Genomic DNA, 17,768 nt, shown 5'->3' with positions numbered 1-17,768 from the left:
GGCGAATCCACTCCGATCAGGTGCTTCACCGCGTGTCGCTGACCCGGTCGGCGAAGTTGAGGGGCGTACGGTCGGTTTCTGATTGGAAGTCGATCGGGTCTGTTTTTTCGTGAACGACACGGAAGGACGAGGCGTTGCCAGCTTCCCAGCACTCCCGCTGCCCCCAGCGAACGATCCGAGTCACCGTGCTCGGACTCCTCATGGCGGCTCTCGCGCCACTGACCGTCGGCGTCGTCCGCGCCGACGCGCGCACCGAGGTCGCCAACCCCGTCTCCGACACCGGGATCCCGGCCGCACTGCCGGTCGATCCGGCCTCCCTGCTACAGCTGGTCGGCTCGGCGCAGCACTACTCCAAGCCCGCGCTGCAGACCATGTCCCGCTTCATGGTCCCGTTCGATCAGTGGGATTCGTTCAACCACATCATCACCCGCGAGAGCGACTGGCAGGTGTTCGCGATCAATCCGACCTCGGGCGCCTACGGCCTGCCCCAGGCCCTCCCCGCGCACAAGATGTTCAGCGAGGGCCCGGACTGGATGTTCAACCCGCTCACCCAATTGCGCTGGGCCTACCGCTACATGGTCGAACGCTACGGCAGCCCGAACAACGCCTGGGCGTTCTGGCAGGCCCACAACTGGTACTGAGCCCGCCCCGCCCGCTCGATCAGTTCAGCGCCGCCCGGAACACCTCGGCCACCGGGGTCGACGGGCGGCCCAGCAGCCGCTGCAGGTCGCCGGAGTCGACGGCCAGGATGCCGCCCGCGATCCCGGCGTCGGCGTCGGCCAGCACCGCCGCGTAGCCGGCGTCCAGGCCCGCGCCCTGCAGAGCGGCCGCGTAATCCTGCTGCGGCAGATCCTCGTAACGCACCGGCGTGCCGGAAACCTCCGAGATCACCTGCGCCAGTTCGGCATACGAGAGCGTCTCGTCGCCGCCGAGCTCGTACACCCGGCCCTCGTGCCCGTCGGTGGTGAGCACCCGGGCGGCCGCCTCGGCGTAGTCCGCCCGCGCCGCGCCGGACACCTTGCCGTCCCCGGCCGCGCCGTGCAGCACGCCGCTCGCGACGGCGTGCCCCAGACCGCCGGTGTAGTTCTCCCAGTACCAGCCGTTGCGCAGCAGGGTGGTCGGGATACTCGCCCCGGCCAGCACCGCCTCGGTGCCGATGTGCTCCTGAGCGAGGATCAGCGGATTGCGGTCGGCCCGCGGAATGCTGGTGTAGGCCAGCAGTTTCACGCCCGTGGCCTCGGCGGCGCGCAGCACATTGGTGTGCTGGGCGACGCGCTTGCCGAACTCGTTGCCGGAGATCAGCAGTACCCGGTCGACGCCCTGGAAGGCGCGTTCCAGCGCCGCCGGATCATCGAAGCTCGCGACCCGCACCTCGACGCCGCGCTCGGCCAGATCGGCCACCTTGGCCGGATCGCGGACCACGGCGACCACGGGCTGCGACCCGTCCTTCAGCAGTGCCTCGACGACCAGGCGACCCAGCTGACCACTGGCTCCGGTGACTGCGACGGTCATGACTACCTCCAGGTTCGATGGAATGAACTGCACGTTCGACATGTACTAACTAATAGTAAGCACATGCTATTCCTGAACCGCTACCCGAATGACAGGTAACCTGAATCTCATGAACGCCCGGCCTTCCGACCAGTCCTTCGCGGACGACCCGACCCTGGAAGCCGACGTCTTCGCCCGCAACTGCGCCTCCCGCCCGGTCCTGCAGGACGTCGCCAGCCGCTGGGGCGTGCTCGCCCTGGCCGCCCTGCGCGAGGGCCCCTACCGCTTCTCGGCGCTGCGCCGCCGGGTGGACGGCATCTCCGAGCGCATGCTCTCCCAGACCCTGCAGACCCTGGAACGCGACGGCATGGTCAATCGCGAAGTCCAGCAGTCCATCCCGCCGGTCGTCGAGTACACCCTCACCGACCTGGGCGCGCGGGTCGCCGACCAGCTCATCGGCCTGATCGACATCCTCGAATCCAATATCGCGACCATCGAAGCGGCCCAGTCCGCCTACCACCGCCCCTAAGGAGCCGTATGTCCGCCGACACCGACCTGCAGTACCTCGAACGCTGCGTGGAGCTGGCCGCCGAAGCCCTGGACGCGGGCGACGAGCCGTTCGGCTCCCTGCTGGTCGACGCGGACGGCAAGGTCCTGGCCGAGGACCGCAACCGCGTCTCCGGCGGCGACGCCACCCGCCACCCCGAATTCGAGCTGGCCCGCTGGGCGGCCGACCACCTCACCCCCGAGCAGCGCGCCACCGCCACGGTCTACACCTCCGGCGAACACTGCGCCATGTGCTCGGCCGCCCACGCCTGGGTCGGCCTGGGCCCGATCGTCTACGCCACCTCCACCGCGCAGCTCACCGAGTGGCTCAACGAGTTCGGTGTCCCCGCGGGCCCGATCCGCCCCCTCGCCATCCCGGAGGTGGCCCCCGCCATCCCGGTCTCCGGCCCCTTCCCGGAACTCACCGACCGCGTCTACGCCCTGCACCGCCGCCTGCACCTGGCGAACTGATCGCTACCCGAGAACGGCCTGATACCGGCGACTTACGCCGACATCAGGCCGTCTTGCGAAAATCTCGAAGGGGTTCGGGGGCGAAGCCCCTGAGACCCTTCGGAGTCAGAAGTTGATCATGTGGCCGGCGAGGCCGTGGATCGCTTCCTGGATGGCTTCCGACAGGGTCGGGTGGGTGTGGACGTTGCGCGCCACTTCGTTGACCGTGAGGTCCCACTTCTGGGCCAGGGTCAGCTCGGGCAGCAGTTCGGAGACGTCCGGGCCGATCAGGTGGCCGCCGAGCAGTTCCCCGTACTTGGCGTCGGAGATCAGCTTGACGAAGCCCTGCGCGTCGCCGAGGCCGTGCGCCTTGCCGTTCGCGGTGAACGGGAAGGTGGCGACCTTGACGTCGTAGCCCTCGTCCTTGGCCTGCTGCTCGGTGAGGCCGAACGAGGCGACCTGCGGCTGGCAGAAGGTGGCGCGCGGCATCATGCGGTAATCGCCCAGCGCCTGGGTCTCCGCGCCCGCGATGGTCTCGGCGGCGACCACGCCCTGCGCCTCGGCGACGTGCGCGAGCTGCAGCTTGGCGGTGACGTCACCGATGGCGTAGATGCCGGGGACGTTGGTGCGCATGTAGTCGTCGATGGCGATGGCGCCGCGGTCGGTGAGCGCGACGCCGGTGTTCTCCAGGCCGTAGCCCTGCACCCGCGGCGCGAAGCCGACGGCCTGCAGCACCTTGTCGACGGTGACGGTCTCGATGGCGCCGGTCTTGTTGTCCTTGATGGCGACGGTGACCTTGGAGCCGTCGTCGTCCATGGACTGCACGGCCGCACCGGTGGTGATGGTGATGCCGAGCTTCTTGTACGCCTTGGTGATCTCCTTGGAGACGTCGGTGTCCTCGTTGGGCAGGGCGCGGTCGAGGAACTCGACGATGCGCACGTCCACGCCGTAGTTCTTGAGGACGTAGCCGAACTCCATGCCGATGGCGCCCGCACCCACGATGAGGATGGAGCCCGGCAGGTCGCGGGTGAGGATCTGCTCCTCGTAGGTGACCACATTGGCCGAGAGCGAGGTGCCCGGCAGCAGCTTGGTCTCGGTGCCGGCGGCGATGATCACGTTGTCGAACGTGATGTCCTCGGTGCCGCCCTTGGTGAGCGCGACCGAGAGCGACTTCGGGCCGGTGAAGGTGCCCTTCCCGTCGAACTCGTCGATCTTGTTCTTCTTCATCAGGAAGTGGACGCCCTTGACCCGGCCGTCCGCGACCTTGCGGCTGCGGTCGAACGCCGCGCCGAAGTCGAAGGTCGCGTTACCCGAGATACCGAAGGTCTTCGCTTCCTTGGTGAAGATATGGGCCAGCTCCGCATTGCGCAGCAGTGCCTTGGACGGAATGCAGCCCACGTTCAGGCACACGCCACCCCAGTATTTCTGCTCGACGATCGCTGTTCGCAGGCCGAGTTGAGCGGCACGAATCGCGGCGACGTAACCGCCGGGACCAGCGCCGAGAACGACGACATCGTAGTGGGAAGTCACGGCATCGAGACTAGACTCCCCCGCCTCCCCGCGCCTCAGCGCCCGGCCAAGAGCCGTCACCTATCGACATCGCGGGCCGGCGGCTGGGTGCGGTAACCCGGCTCAATCCCGCCAGACCTCCCGGGCCACGCGCGCGAAGTTGCCGCCGAAGACGGCCGCCCGATCGGCTACGGAGAAGCCGCGGGCGGCGAGCGCCGCGTCCAGGCCGCGCACCCCCGGGGAAGTTCCGAGCAGATCCTCCGGTGGCGTCCACCGCAATTGGCCGTAGCGGAGGTACTCCTCGGAATAGCTTTCCGGATTCTCGGCCAGCTCCCGGTTGAAATCCTCGGCGTCGAAGGAGTAGTCGGAGCCGACCCCGATGTGCTCGATACCGACCAGTTCCGCGCCGTAGGCGATGTGATCGGCCATGGCCTCGACCCGGCCGGCCCGGTCGTCCGCCTCGTTGTGGCCCAGGAAGATGCCGACGCCATTGATGCCGATCACCCCGCCGGTGGCCGCGCACGCCTTGGCCTGGTCGTCACCGATATTGCGCGGATGCGCCCACAGCGCCGCGAAATTCGAGTGACTGTAGATCATCGGCACGCTGGTGAGCTCGGCGATGTCGAGGCCGGTGCGGCGCGAGCAGTGCGACCCGTCGGCGAACACCCCGACCGCGTTGAGGGTGCGGATCAGGTCCCGGCCATAGGCGGTGAGCCCGGTGTCGTCGGTGTCGAGACACCCGCACCCGGCCGCGTTGGCGTGGTTGTAGGTGGGCAGCAGCGACCGCAGGCCCAGCTCGTGGAACAGCTCCACATTGTCGAGATCGCCGCCCAGCGGCCCGGCGTCCTCGAGGTCGAAGGCCAGCCCGATGGTGGCCTCGGTCTCGGCGGTGGGCGTGGCGGGCCACGCGTCCTCGACGCTGTGCACCAGCCGAAATCGGCCGTCCGTCAAGGCATCTCGCCGCAGCTGGGTCACCAGCTCCAGGGACTCGCGGGTGGATTGCGGCGAATACCCGATATTCACCGAGAGATACGAGCCCAGCGGATACCGGGTCAGCTCGGTCACATCCGCGGACGGCAGTAACGGCAGGCAGCAGTGCTGTTCCCACAGCCGGGGCTCATGTGACACCCGGCAATCCTACTGACCGGACAGGACTGTCACCGGCAACCCGGTTCGGCTGTCATCGGCAACACGTTCGCGACCGGCGAACGCGCCACTGGGCAACAATGGGGGCATGACCGGTGTTGGAGAGGGCGTGACGGATCCCTACCTGTGGCTCGAAGAAGTCGAGAGCGACCGCGCGCTGGCGTGGGCGGAAGAGCGGAACGTGGTGTCGAAGGAGCGTTTCGCCTCGACCGAGCGTTTCGGCGAACTCGAGGCGCGCGTGCTCGCCATGCTCGACACCGACACCCGCATCGCCTATCCGAGCCGGCGCGGGCCGTGGCTCTACAACTACTGGCGCGACCGCGAACACCCCAAGGGCCTGTGGCGGCGCACCACCTTCGCCGAATACGCCAAGACCGAACCGGACTGGGAGATCCTCATCGACCTGGACGCGCTGGCCGCGGCCGAGGGCGAGAACTGGGTGTGGGGCGGCGCGGCGGTGAAGCGCCCCGAGCAGCGGCGCGCGCTGATCAGCTTGTCGCGCGGCGGCGCGGACGCCAAGGTGATCCGCGAATTCGATATCGAGACAAAGACTTTCATCGACCCCGCGGACGGCGGATTCCACCTACCCGAGGCGAAGTCGGACTACGCCTGGATCGATCACGACACCCTGTACGTGGGCACGGACTTCGGCCCCGGCTCGCTCACCGACTCCGGCTACCCCCGGGTGGTGAAGCGCTGGCGGCGCGGAACCCCCTTGGCCGAGGCCGAATTCGTGTACGAGGGCCTGTCCACCGATGTGGCCGTCTCCGCGGGCTACGACCGCACCCCCGGCTATGAACGGCACTACCTCAGCCGCGCCACCGACTTCTTCAACGAAGAGGTCTACCTGCTCGACTCCGACGACACCCTGCGCCTGATCGAGGCCCCCACCGACGCCGACGTCTCCTGGTTCAAGGAGTGGCTGCTGGTGCGGCCGAAGACGCCGTGGGAGGTGAACGGCACGACCTATCCGGCGGGCGCGCTGCTGGCCACCGGGTTCGAGGAATTCCTCTCCGGCGGCCGCGATTTCGAGGTGCTGTTCACCCCCGACCCGCACACCGCGCTGCACGGCTACAGCTGGACCGAGAACCACCTGCTGCTGGCCACCCTGCACGACGTGCAGACCGAGCTGCACGTGCTCACCCCCGGCCCGGACGGCTGGACCCGCGCGCCGCTGGCCGACGCCCCCGCCATGTCCACCACCAGCGTGATGAACCTCGACCGGCTCGAGGGCGGCGACGAATTCATGCTCTCCACCAGCAGTTTCACCAGCCCGGCCACGCTCATGTCGAGTTCGGTGGGCGGCTCGGTGCAGGTGCTGAAGCAGGAGCCCGCGTTCTTCGACGCCGACGGCATGGAGACCGAGCAGTTCTTCGCCCGCTCCGACGACGGCACCGAGATCCCATATTTCGTGATCCGGCACCGCGATCTGCGCGGCACCCCCGGACCGACCGTCATGTCCGGCTACGGCGGCTTCGAGGTCTCCCGCCGCCCCGCCTACAGCGGCGCGGTCGGCATGGGCTGGCTGGAACGCGGCGGCACCTACGTCATGACCAATATCCGCGGCGGCGGCGAATACGGCCCCGAATGGCACACCTCGGTGCTGAAGGCCAACCGGCACAAGGCCTACGAGGACTTCGCCGCCATCGCCCGCGACCTGGTGGCGCGCGGCATCACCACCCACGACCAGCTGGGCGCGGTCGGCGGCAGCAACGGCGGCCTGCTCATGGGCGTCATGCTGACCCGCTACCCGGAGCTGTTCGGAGCCATCGTGTGCCAGGTGCCGCTGCTGGACATGAAGCGCTATCACCTGCTGCTGGCGGGCGCGTCCTGGATGGCCGAATACGGCGACCCGGACAAGCCCGAGGAGTGGGAGTACATCTCCAAGTACTCGCCGTACCAGAACACCAGCGCCGACCGGACCTATCCGCCGATCCTGCTCGCCACCTCCACCCGCGACGACCGGGTGCACCCCGGCCACGCCCGGAAGATGGCCGCGCGCTTGGCATCCGAGGGCCACGAGGTCTGGTACTACGAGAACATCGAGGGCGGCCACGGCGGCGCGGCGGACAACAAGCAGTCCGCGTTCCAGGCGGCGCTCGTCTACGAGTTCTTCATCCAGACGCTGATCGAGAATCGCCGGGCGTGATCTCGACGACCATCGTGCAGGACCCGATCCGGATCTCCGTACCGTCGGCCACCGCCGTGTCGGCGAGGATTCGGCTGCCGTCGGCGTAAACACCGTTCGTGGAGTCCAGATCACGCAATACGACCGCGCCACCCGTGCGGGTGATCGCGGCATGCCACCGGCTCACCTTCGGATCATCGAGGGTGAGCTCATTACCCGGCATCCGGCCGATGCGCAGCACACCGGCCCGCATCTCGACGCTGCTGCCGTCTGCCAGCCGCAGGCGGCAGCCACGCGGCAACGCTGAGGTGTCGGCGATCGTCGCTGCCATCACGTGCTCTTGTTCGGCGCCGCCGACCGGCTCTTGACGCAAGATCCGCTGCTCCAACTCCACCAGCTGACGGCTCGGATCGATTCCGAGTTCCTCGGCGAGCACCGCCCGCACCCGGCGGCAGGCCTCGAGCGCGTCGACCTGACGGCCCGACAGGTACAGCGCGGTGATCAACTGGCCCCACAGCGGCTCACGCAGCGGTTGATCGATCACCATCGACTGCAGTTCGCCGAGGACCAGTGATGCCTTTCCGCAAGCGATGTCGGCCTCGATACGGCCCGATACCGTAGCCCAGCGCAGCTCCTCGAGCGCCGCCGCGTATTCGTTCGCGAACGACAGGTCCCGCAGATCGGCGAGTACCTCACCGTGCCATTCGGCCAACGCGGCCCGGAAGTGCTCGGCGGAGGTCGCCGCGCTGCCCGCCGCGACGCCGAGCGCTCGCTCCTGCTCGAAACGCCCGACGTCGCATTCCCGTTCGCTGATATCCAGCAGGTACCCCGGTGCCACGGTGCGCAGCACCTGCTCGGCGTCCAGTCCGGCCGCTCGCATCGCCTTGCGGACTCTGCTCACCGAAACCTGAATGCTCGCGACATACGTCGACGGTGGATCCCCATCCCAGATCGCGTCGGCCAACGCCGTCGCCGCCACCACACGCCGACGATGCACCGCCAGATCGGCCAGAACAGCACACCCTCTACGACCACCCAACGGCACCGGAACACCGTGGACGAGCAACTGCACTGGACCAAGCACCCGAAGGTCCATAAACCCGAGATTACCCGCCCGAACAGCGGAAACCGAGCCTGCACAACCCCCACGCCACCAGCCCCCGCCCGGAACCGGACGAGGGCTGGAAGACAGCTTTCAGCGCGCGTTCAATCAAAACCCACGCTCAGCCACCAGACGGCACCTGCTGCTGCTGCGGTGCCGGAGCCTGCTGCTGCGGAGCCGACTTCGGAGCCTGCTGCTGCGGCGCCTGCTTCGGGGCCTGCTGCTGGGGAGCCGACTTCGGGGCCTCCTGCTGGGGAGCCTGCTGCTGCGGCGCCTGCTTCGGAGCCTCCTGCTGCGGTGCCGGCTTCGGAGCCTCCTGCTTCGGAGCCTGCTGCGGTGCGGGCTTCGGAGCAACCGGATTCTCACCAGGCAAACGAATGTGCAACCCACCGGGAAGCGGTATCTGCAAGCCGCCGGGCTGGCCACCGGGCTGCCCATCGGTCTTGGCCTTGCCGCCGTCGCCCTTCGGGTCAGCTTTCCCTGCCGGGGCCTGGGGATCAGCCTTACCGTCGGGCTTGGTCTTACCCTCGCCGTCAGCCTTGCCCGTACCGTCCGGCTTGCCAGGCTGGTTCTTGGGATCGGCCTTCTGGTCGGTCTTGGGCTTGGCCTTGTCGTCGGTCTTGCCCGCAGGGTCCTTGGGGTCTGCCTTCGGACCGGCCTTCTCGTCGGTCTTGGGCTTGCCCTTGTCGTCGGCCTTGCCCGCAAGGTTCTTGGGATCTGCCTTCGAATCGGCCTTCTCGTCGGTCTTGGGCTTGCCCTTGTCGTCGGTCTTACCCGCAGGGTCCTTGGGGTCTGCCTTCGGAGCGGCCTTGTCTTCCGGGCCGTGTTGCTGCTTGACCTTGTTCAGGTTGTCCTTGGCCTGATTCAGAATCGCCTGGGTTTGCTGCTTGACGCCCGCGGCACTGGTGTTGGCGGCTGCGGCGGTCTCGACTTGGTTGTGGGCGGCAGTTGCCGTGTGCTGGGCTTCGGTCAACGCCGTCGCGGTCTTGTCGCGAGTCGCGACTCTCCGGTCCAGCTCGTCGCGCCATTCTTTCGCCCGTGTCTCGGCGTTGAATGCGGCGGTGGATTTCACGTGGCTACCAGGATCTGCGTTCGCTTCAGCGCGCAATCGGGTCGCCACTGCCGAGGCATCCGAAAAGTTGTTGGAAGCGTCGCGGACATCGCCGCCGATCCCTTCCAGGTCCTTCTGGATGCCCGCGACGTCGTCGTCGGCATGCTGTGCGCGGGACTTCGCAGCCTCGAGAGCTGCTCCGGCTTTCGTCGCGGCGGCCGTGGCCGCATCGTCCCGCTGTTGGGCGTCCGCCAGCTCCTTCTCAGCATTGGTCAACACCGGATCCGGACCACTCTTGCCCTCCGAACCGGCCTTGCCTTCCGGACCGGCTTTGCCCTCCGGACCACTCTTGCCGTCCGGACCGGCCTTGCCTTCCGGACCAGCCGCCTTCACATCGCCGGGCGCATTCGGTACGACCACCGCGTCCGGTCCGGGCGCGTTCGGCACGACCACCGCGTCGGGCGCGGGCGCATTAGGCACGACCACCGCATCCGGCACGGGCGCATTCGGCACGACCACCGCATCCGGCACGGGCGCATTCGGCACGACCACCGCATCCGGCGCGGGCGCATTCGGCACGACCACCGCATTCGGCACAGGCGCATTCGGCGCGGGTACCGGGCCGGGCGCCGGGGCAACGGCGTCCGCGGGAAGGAATTGCAGCCGCTGCAGATCCTGCGGGAAGACGCTGAAACGCCCCACCTCGTTGTCACCGAGCAAATTGCAGTTCGAGGCGATGGCGCCGCTGATCGCCGAACCGTTCACCAATTCGATCCGCACCGTCGCCGTGCCATTGTTGTCGGACGAGCTGTCGGCCCGCAGGATATCGACGCGCTGCACCTTCTCGAGCGGCACATGCTGTCCGTCCACCAGCAGAATCTCGGTTCCGGCAGTGCTGCAGTACCGCACCGAGTCGCCATTCACCTCGGTAGCCTTGCCGTTTCGCAGGATGAATTGTGCTGTCGACCCGGGGGCCGCCTGCCGCACGTGCGGCGCGGCGGCCGCATGACCGATGCCTACCGTGGCCGACAGCGCCGCCGCGATTCCGATAATCGCGGTACGTCGGCGGGTGGCGAGTCCGAACGCGTTCATGGTGTCCCCTTCGTTCCGAGCCGGTCACTCCGGCTACCTGAACGAGGTTCGCGACCTGCGCTAACCCGGCCCCAACCCCGCGCTAACCTGACAAAAGCCAGCCATCGGCCAGTCCCTACGACGTGAGGTGATGATCACGGTGAGCAGCGAACCGGAGCCCGGCGCAGTCATCGCCGGCTATGTGATCGAACGAGTTCTGGGACAGGGCGGAATGGGGACCGTCTATCTGGCGCAACATCCGAATCTGCCCCGGAAGATCGCATTGAAGGTGCTGCATGCCTCATGGGTCCACGATGAGTACATTCGCGCGCGATTCTATTCCGAAGCCGATCATGCTGCGCGGCTGGAACATCCGAATATCGTGGCCATTCACGACCGTGGCCGCGACGGCGACCTGCTCTGGATCGCAATGCAATACATCAATGGCGTCGACGCCAGATCGGCGCTGCAGTTCGGCCCGCTCGACCCCGAGCGGGCCGTGCGCATCGTGACCGAGGTCGGCACTGCGCTCGACGTCGCGCACGACGCGGGCGTCTTGCACCGGGACGTCAAACCGGCGAATATTCTGCTGGCTCCAGGCGATCCCGAACGAGTCTTCCTCACCGATTTCGGAACGGCCAGGTTATTGGATGAAACCCATCATCTGACAAGAACCGGAATGGTTGTCGCGACACTGCTTTACGCGTCGCCCGAGCAAATCGAAGGTGCCGAACTCGACCGTCGAGTGGACGTATACGCCTTGGGCTGCACCTGTTTTCACCTCTTGACCGGAAAACCGCCATACGCCGGCGGCACAACGACCGCCGTCATCAACGCTCACCTCAACGGACCGATTCCGAACGTGAGCTCCGCCCGTCCGCTGCTGCCGCCGGCGCTGGATACAGTCCTCGCCACCGCGCTCGCGAAGAACCGGGACAGCCGATATTCGACATGCCGCGAGTTCACCGATGCGCTGAACGAGGCCCTGGGCAGCCGCAGCCTCTCGCCGCCGATGGCCATCGACAACGGCCAGGTCGATCGCGGAGCCGCTACGGGGCCCGGCGAGGCCGACGCCACGGCCACGGCACCCAGGTCATCGACACCCCCGGCGGGCAAGCCGCCGCGGCGACGCCGGCTGGGCCTCGTCGCGGCTGCCGCGATCGTGACGCTGGTGGTGGCCGCCGGCGGCGGGTACCTCGTCCTGCACCGTCCCGAACATCGGAACCGAGAGACGGTCCTGCCCGTCCACGGCCTGCAGCGACCGGCCGGGCTGGCGGTCGCGGCCAATGGCGATCTCTACATCGCCGATCACGGGACCAAGCAGGTGTCGGTGCTGCGCCCGGGCTCCGACACGCCCGCCGCGCTCCCGTTCACCGGACTGGAATACCCGATGGGCCTCGCCGTCGGCCCCACCGGCGACGTCTATGTCTCGGACCCGGAGACCAACCGGGTGACCCTGCTGCACGACACCGCGCAGTCGACCTTGCCGTTCACCGGCCTCAACCAGCCCTTCAACATCGCGCTGGGCCACGACGGCACCCTCTATGTGGCCGATCTGCTGAACAACCGGATCATCACGAGCAATGCCGGGAACCTCACCACGCTGCCGCTCTCGGTCATCGGTCCGCTCTCGGTCGCCGTGAGCAAGGTCGGTGACGTCTATGTCGGAACGCCCAACAAGGTTCTGGTCTGGAACGCCGTCGTCCGGAGCCAGGGTTTCCTGCCGTTCACCGATCTCGACAGCGTCGCCGGGGTGGCGGTCGACGACGCCGGAAACATCTACGTCAACGATCAGAACCACCACCGGATCCTGAAGTTGCCGCCGGCCTCGCACACTCCGGAGGTACTGCCGTTCACCGGGCTCGGGGTACCCGAGGGAATCGCCGTGAGCGGGAATGGGGACGTGTACGTCGCGGACACGGACAACAGCCGAATCGTCGTGCTGCGCACGGACAGCTGAATCGAGCCGGCCGCCGTCAGCCTTTCGCCCCGAGGGCAGGCCGCGGGCCTGCACGGCCGCGTCGCGCTTGAAAGATCCGCCCGGTTCGGAAAGATGCGACTCGGTTGCCTATGTGGGGATTTCCACCGAGCGAGGAGTCGACGTGGCCGAACTGGACGAGCTGATCAGTAGCACCGCCGCGGCCACCGGACTCGATCCGGAGGACGTCCGCGCCTTCGCCGCCACCGCGGAGCGGCGCGAATACCCGGCCGGGGCGGTGCTGTTCCACGAATCCACGCCGCGCGAGTGGGCGGGCATCGTGGTCGAGGGCGAGATCCGGATCACCGCCGGCCTCACCGGCCACGTGATCGAGCTCGCCCTGCTCGGCCCCGGCAGCCTGATCTCGGAGATCGCGCTGATCGACGACACGCCCCACACCGCGACCGGGCGCAGCGTCACCGGCGCGGTCGTGCTCACCGTGCCGCGCGCGACGCTGCGGGAGCTCGCTGTCCTGCACCCGGATCGCTACTACCGCATGGTCTCCCGGGTCGCCCAGCTGGTCGCGCACCGCATGCGCGCGGTCTCCGCCCAGCTGTCGGCCGCCATCGCGGCCCAGCAGCCGCTGGGCGGCATTCGCACCGAACACGATTCGCTCGGCACCCGGGAGCTGCCCGCCGAGGCGTACTACGGCGTGCAGACCCTGCGCGCGGTGGAGAACTTCCAGATCTCGGGCATCGAACTGCGCAAGTTCGGGCACCTGGTCAACGCCCTGGCGCACGTGAAAAAGGCTGCGGCCCTGGCCAACGCGGAACTCGGCTCGCTCGCCCAGCCCAAGGCCGACGCCATCGTGGCGGCCTGCGACGAGCTGCTCACCGGCCATCTGCGCGAGAACTTCATCGTCGACATGGTGCAGGGCGGCGCCGGCACCTCCACCAACATGAACGCCAACGAGGTGATCGCCAACCGCGGCCTGGAGCTCATGGGCCACCGCAAGGGCGAATACCAGTACCTGCATCCCAACGACGACGTGAACCGCTCGCAGTCCACCAATGACGTCTACCCCACCTCGGTGAAGCTGGGCGTCTACCTGTCCCTGCAGGACGCCTCCGCGGCGCTGGTCGAACTGCAGAACGCGCTGCGCGCCAAGGCCGTCGAGTTCGCCGACGTGATCAAGATGGGCCGCACCCAGCTGCAGGACGCGGTCCCGATGACCCTGGGCCAGGAATTCGGCGCGTACGCGGTCATGATCGGCGAGGCCGTCAACCATCTGCGGCGCATCGGCGGGGACCTGCTCGCGGTGAACATGGGCGCGACCGCCATCGGCACCGGCATCACCAGCCCGCCCGGCTACGCGGACCTGGTCACCGTCAAACTGGCCGAGATCACCGGACTGCCGATCGTGCAGGCCGAGAATCTGGTCGAGGCCACCCAGGACTCCGGCGATTTCGTGGCGGTGTCGGCCACCCTCAAACGCGCCGCGGTGCAGCTGTCCAAGATCTGCAACGACCTGCGACTGCTGTCCAGCGGTCCGCGCGCGGGCCTGGGCGAGATCAATCTGCCCGCCATGCAACCGGGTTCGTCGATCATGCCGGGCAAGGTCAACCCGGTCATCCCGGAGGTGGTCAGCCAGGTCTGTTTCCAGCTCATCGGCTACGACATGACCGTCACCATGGCCGCCGAGGCCAGCCAGCTGGAACTCAATATGGCCGAACCGATTATGGCCCACGACCTCATGATGGGCACCATGATGCTGCGCAATGCCGCGGTCACCCTGACCAGCCGCTGCGTCACCGGCATCACCGCCAACCGGGAGCATTGCCGGGATCTGGTGGCGCACAGCATCGGACTGGTGACCGCGCTGGTGCCCACGCTGGGCTACGAGCAGTCGGCGGCCATCGCCAAGGAGGCGCTCGAGTCCGGCCGCAGCGTCTACGACCTGGTACTCGAGCGCGGCGCGATGACCAAGGCCGAGCTCGACGACCTGCTGAGCCCGGAGAAGATGACCGCGCCGCGCTCGGGGCTGCTGTGAGCGGCCGGCCGCCGGGCCGCTGCCGAATCAGCGGTCGCACAGCCACTTTCAGCGATCACACAGCCCGTTTCAGCGATCACACAGCCCGTTTCAGCGGTCACGCGGCCTGTCAGCGGTCGCGCAGCCACTTCTCGACGTAGTCGATGGTGGAGCCGGGGTCGCTGATCCAGCCGTTGTGCCCGAGCGGGGCCGGATTGTGCCAGGTGGTGATGTCGGCCTGCGGCAGTTTCGCGAGCAGTTGGCGGGCCGATCCGCGCGGGGTCAGCTCGTCGCCGGTCATGGTGATCGACAGGACCGGCAGTTTCAGCCGCCCGATCCGCTCCTCGTAGTCGATATCGGCTCCGGCGGGTTCGAACCTGCCGGTGCGGGCCAGTCGCGCCCAATCGGCGATGAGCGCCTTGGACTGCCGCCCGAAGCCGCCCGCCGTGACCGTGTCGCCCGGCCAGAACCCGGCCAGATTGGCGGTCAGCGACAGCGCCGCGCTGCCGACCGCGGCCAGCCCGGAATACCCGCGGAAATGCGGTGTGCCGGACGCGATGAGGATCAGCCCGCCCAGCCGCCCCCGGATCCGGGACGCGTACATGACGCCCAGCTGGCCGCCCATGCTGTGGCCGAGCAGGTACGGGGTGCTGTCGGGGAAGCGCAGGCGCACGGCCTCGAACATGGCCGGGAAGTCCACCGACACGAGGTCCTGATAGCCGTAGCGGGCCGGTCCGGTCGCGGCTCCGCCGCCGTTGCCGCGGATCTCCAGCAGCGCCACGTCGAAACCCCGGGCCGCGAGCGGCATTCCGAACAGCGAGTAGTACTCCCCCGGCACGCCCAGGCCCGGGGCGATCACCACCACCGGGCGCGGCGTATCGGCCGTGATCGGATGCCGGTGCGAGCCCTTCGCCGGAATCAGCCGTACCGGGACCGTGGTCCCGTCGGGCAGCTGGATCGGCACGGTCTCCATGGTCGGCCCGGGCCCGCTGTTCGGCCCGGGCCCGCTGTTCGGCGCAGCCTCCATGATCGGCACGCTACCCGTAAAGTTCGCGCCCGTCCGCGAGGCGGACGGGCGCGAAAGAGCGTCGGAAGGTGGGTTTTCGGGTCAGGCGCTGACCGCGCCCATGATGATGCGGCGCAGCACCCGGATGACGTCGTCGAGCGGCTGGCGCGGATCCGAGCCGCTCCAGGCGTCGACCACGTAGTTCACCGCGCCGATGATGGCGAGCACGCGCATTTCGTAGTCGCCGGGCGGGATCTCGCCGTGCAGGGCCGCGTCCTCCGCGGCGCTGGCCAGCAACGCGCCCCAGGCGCGGCGCAGCTCCAGGCGGAACTTCTCCACCTTGGGGCCGGCGCCGACGACTTCGACGAGCGCGACTCTGGCCTTGCGCGGATCGCGCCCGATGGACTCGATGTAGGCGCGGACCGCCGCGTCGATGATGTCGATGGCGTTGGCGTCGGAGTGCTCGGCGATGGTGGCCGCCACGGCTTCCCGCGACTCGCGATCGATGTGCTCGTAGAGCTCGAGCAACAGCGATTCGCGACCGGTGAACTCCTCGTAGAACTGTCTGGAGGAGAGTCCGGCGTCCTTGCAGATGGCCCCGACGGAACTATTGGCGTATCCGTCGCGCGCGAACACCGTGAGCCCGGACTCCAGAAAACGCGCACGACGCTGCCGCTGCCGGTCTTCTACGGGCTGCCCGGCGTACATTCTTCCCGCGTTCGTTTCCTGTGACATTGCGCCAGACAATACCGAAGGGCCCGATCCCCTCGTCATGGATCGGGCCCTTCGTTTGAACCTTCGACTTACCGCGCGTTAGCCGAAAGTTGGCTCAGCAACATCGGGACATGCGACGCACCCGGGACGGTGGGTATAGGCAGGGGAACCGTCCCGAGTTCGGTACGCGGGTCCGGGGGGAGAGACTCGCGGCCCGATGTCGCGTTGACCCGAAAGTCACTGATCGTTTGCCGTTCATCACGATACAGAGCAGGCCAACTGGACGGAATACTTTTCGAGGAACTTTTTAGGTTTTATTTGAGCGTCCCTCGCGACGCGCCGCCGGACCAGCACCGGAGCCGGCGCAGGGGCGGAGTACCCCACGCCGCATCCGGATAATCCGGACACGAAAAAGGGCCCGATCCCCGAAACCGTGGGAGGGCCCTTCCGCATCACTCCGACACCGTTCAGTTGCCGAAAGATGGCGCTCGCGTGGCTACTTGGCGGAAAGGCTCGCCGATCCGGTAGCCAGCAGCTTGAACAGGGTCTGAGAAAGAACATCCGAAAGGAAGTTCGCCATGTGATGCTCCGATCCGAACGATTGCCAGTGTTGTCACTGACTGTTTGCCATCGCGACGATACCGAGCCGATACCTCGGAGGGAAGATTACGGATGAACTTTCCAGAACCAACTCGATAGCGCACTGGATTACGCGGGCACCTCCGGCTCCCCGAGCGTGAGCATCAGACGGTTGGCCCAGGAGAACGACGCCGCCGACAACACCAGATCGTGCAGCTCCGCGGCATCGAAACCCAACTGCCGCAAGCGGTTCAGATGGCCGGCGGTGGCTCGGGGCGGGTTCGCGGCGAGCGCGTCCACGAAATCGATGACCGCGTCCCACCTTTCGTCGATCCGTACTTCGTTGCCTTCGTCCAGCAACCGCTGAACATCCCCGTGCCGCTTGGACAACGCAGATGTGAAACGCGAATGAACGGAGGCGCAGTACTCGCACCCGTTGTGCCGGGAGGTAACGGTCGCCGCGAGTTCGCGCTCCGCGCGGGTCAGTCCCCCTCGACCGTAGAAGATCTCTTTGTCGTTGCCACTGCGATGCGCCAGCACCTCCGGGTTGCGCGCGAGTAGCCGGAAGTACGGCCCGATCCCGCGATCGCCCTCCAGCAGGGGTTTCTGCAACTCATCGGCATCAGCCAGCCGGATGGGTTCCACCCACGGCACCCAGTCCAGCTGCTCCTGGGTGAATCCCGTTGGGCGGCGCCCGTTCTCGACGCGGCGCACCTCGCTCACGCCCTGCTCACCCATGCTCCGCTCCGATCAGTGTGAGACCGGCCAGCAGCCGGACCTGGAAGTGCACGAATCCGATGAGCTGCGCCACCGTGACGATGTCGCGCTCGGACAGCCCGGCCGCGGCCAGGGCGTCGATATCCGCGCGGGTGATGGCGGCGGGCGCGGTCGTCACCCGCGCGGCGTGCCGCAGGATGGCGGCCAGCACCGGATCCCCCTCGGCCGGAGCCGTTCCCAGCCCCGCGTAAAGCGCCGCCAGCTCGGGCGCGCCCGCCAGCGCCGCCACCGCCACGGCCGCGGCGATCAGC

Annotated in this window: 14 protein-coding genes and 2 pseudogenes; 7 read left to right on the top strand and 9 right to left on the bottom strand. The window is 67.8% G+C overall.

Annotated features, from left to right (window positions below):
- Nucleotides 1-185: 185 nt before the first annotated feature.
- Entirely contained in the window at nucleotides 186-641 is a 456-nt protein-coding gene (locus ACWELJ_RS08345; protein WP_452365502.1) for an aggregation-promoting factor C-terminal-like domain-containing protein, read from the top strand.
- Nucleotides 642-660: 19 nt separating this feature from the next.
- On the opposite strand, the gene ACWELJ_RS08340 is transcribed toward ACWELJ_RS08345, so the two are convergent.
- Nucleotides 661-1,512 carry an SDR family oxidoreductase gene (locus ACWELJ_RS08340; protein WP_452365501.1) on the bottom strand — a complete coding sequence of 284 codons (852 nt, stop codon included), beginning with the start codon at nucleotides 1,510-1,512 and terminating at the stop codon, nucleotides 661-663.
- Between the two features lie 109 nt (nucleotides 1,513-1,621).
- Here ACWELJ_RS08340 and ACWELJ_RS08335 point away from each other — a divergent pair, with 109 nt between their 5' ends.
- A complete protein-coding gene (locus tag ACWELJ_RS08335; protein ID WP_452365500.1) occupies nucleotides 1,622-2,020 on the top strand; it encodes a winged helix-turn-helix transcriptional regulator in 399 nt (132 codons plus the stop codon).
- A gap of 8 nt (nucleotides 2,021-2,028) precedes the next feature.
- Nucleotides 2,029-2,508 (top strand): nucleoside deaminase, encoded by a 480-nt coding sequence (locus ACWELJ_RS08330; RefSeq protein ID WP_452365499.1) that lies wholly within the window; start codon nucleotides 2,029-2,031, stop codon nucleotides 2,506-2,508.
- A 105-nt stretch (nucleotides 2,509-2,613) separates the two neighbouring features.
- On the opposite strand, the gene lpdA is transcribed toward ACWELJ_RS08330, so the two are convergent.
- On the bottom strand, nucleotides 2,614-4,017 hold the full coding sequence (lpdA, locus tag ACWELJ_RS08325; RefSeq protein WP_452365498.1) for a dihydrolipoyl dehydrogenase: 1,404 nt from the start codon (nucleotides 4,015-4,017) through the stop codon (nucleotides 2,614-2,616).
- 102 nt (nucleotides 4,018-4,119) lie between these two features.
- Nucleotides 4,120-5,124, bottom strand: a complete 1,005-nt coding sequence (locus ACWELJ_RS08320; protein WP_452365497.1) for a dipeptidase — start codon at nucleotides 5,122-5,124, stop codon at nucleotides 4,120-4,122.
- Nucleotides 5,125-5,230: 106 nt separating this feature from the next.
- Between ACWELJ_RS08320 and ACWELJ_RS08315 the strand changes: the two genes are divergently transcribed.
- Nucleotides 5,231-7,291 carry a prolyl oligopeptidase family serine peptidase gene (locus tag ACWELJ_RS08315; RefSeq protein ID WP_452365496.1) on the top strand — a complete coding sequence of 687 codons (2,061 nt, stop codon included), beginning with the start codon at nucleotides 5,231-5,233 and terminating at the stop codon, nucleotides 7,289-7,291.
- Here ACWELJ_RS08315 and ACWELJ_RS08310 read toward each other — a convergent pair.
- Together ACWELJ_RS08310 and ACWELJ_RS08305 are read right to left on the bottom strand one after the other, a co-directional pair.
- Nucleotides 7,257-8,366: a BTAD domain-containing putative transcriptional regulator gene (locus ACWELJ_RS08310; RefSeq protein WP_452365495.1), complete on the bottom strand. Its 1,110-nt coding sequence runs from the start codon at nucleotides 8,364-8,366 to the stop codon at nucleotides 7,257-7,259. The two genes, ACWELJ_RS08315 and ACWELJ_RS08310, sit on opposite strands and share 35 nt — an antisense overlap.
- Nucleotides 8,367-8,493: 127 nt before the next feature.
- Nucleotides 8,494-10,515 (bottom strand): hypothetical protein, encoded by a 2,022-nt coding sequence (locus tag ACWELJ_RS08305; protein ID WP_452365494.1) that lies wholly within the window; start codon nucleotides 10,513-10,515, stop codon nucleotides 8,494-8,496.
- A gap of 130 nt (nucleotides 10,516-10,645) precedes the next feature.
- Between ACWELJ_RS08305 and ACWELJ_RS08300 the strand changes: the two genes are divergently transcribed.
- The 3 genes and pseudogenes from ACWELJ_RS08300 (at nucleotide 10,646) to aspA (ending at nucleotide 14,462) form a co-directional block, all read left to right on the top strand.
- Entirely contained in the window at nucleotides 10,646-12,454 is a 1,809-nt protein-coding gene (locus ACWELJ_RS08300; RefSeq protein WP_452365493.1) for a protein kinase domain-containing protein, read from the top strand.
- Nucleotides 12,390-12,926: pseudogene (locus ACWELJ_RS08295) on the top strand (cyclic nucleotide-binding domain-containing protein); the annotation flags it as partial. The gene ACWELJ_RS08300 and the pseudogene ACWELJ_RS08295, both read left to right, overlap by 65 nt.
- A gap of 129 nt (nucleotides 12,927-13,055) precedes the next feature.
- A complete protein-coding gene (gene aspA / locus ACWELJ_RS08290; RefSeq protein WP_452365554.1) occupies nucleotides 13,056-14,462 on the top strand; it encodes an aspartate ammonia-lyase in 1,407 nt (468 codons plus the stop codon).
- A gap of 109 nt (nucleotides 14,463-14,571) precedes the next feature.
- Here the strand turns inward: aspA and ACWELJ_RS08285 are convergent, their stop codons facing one another.
- From ACWELJ_RS08285 to ACWELJ_RS08270, 4 genes and pseudogenes are all read right to left on the bottom strand, one after another.
- Entirely contained in the window at nucleotides 14,572-15,414 is an 843-nt protein-coding gene (locus tag ACWELJ_RS08285) for an alpha/beta fold hydrolase (protein ID WP_452365553.1), read from the bottom strand.
- A 135-nt stretch (nucleotides 15,415-15,549) separates the two neighbouring features.
- A complete protein-coding gene (locus ACWELJ_RS08280) occupies nucleotides 15,550-16,182 on the bottom strand; it encodes a TetR/AcrR family transcriptional regulator (RefSeq protein WP_452365492.1) in 633 nt (210 codons plus the stop codon).
- A 687-nt stretch (nucleotides 16,183-16,869) separates the two neighbouring features.
- A complete protein-coding gene (locus tag ACWELJ_RS08275) occupies nucleotides 16,870-17,478 on the bottom strand; it encodes a peroxidase-related enzyme (protein WP_452365491.1) in 609 nt (202 codons plus the stop codon).
- A pseudogene (locus tag ACWELJ_RS08270) lies at nucleotides 17,471-17,768 on the bottom strand (hypothetical protein); the annotation flags it as partial. The gene ACWELJ_RS08275 and the pseudogene ACWELJ_RS08270, both read right to left, overlap by 8 nt.

Source organism: Nocardia sp. NPDC004582 (assembly GCF_053602115.1).
The sequence above is the reverse complement of the archived record's forward strand: the minus strand, read 5'-3'. Positions and strand labels throughout refer to the sequence as shown.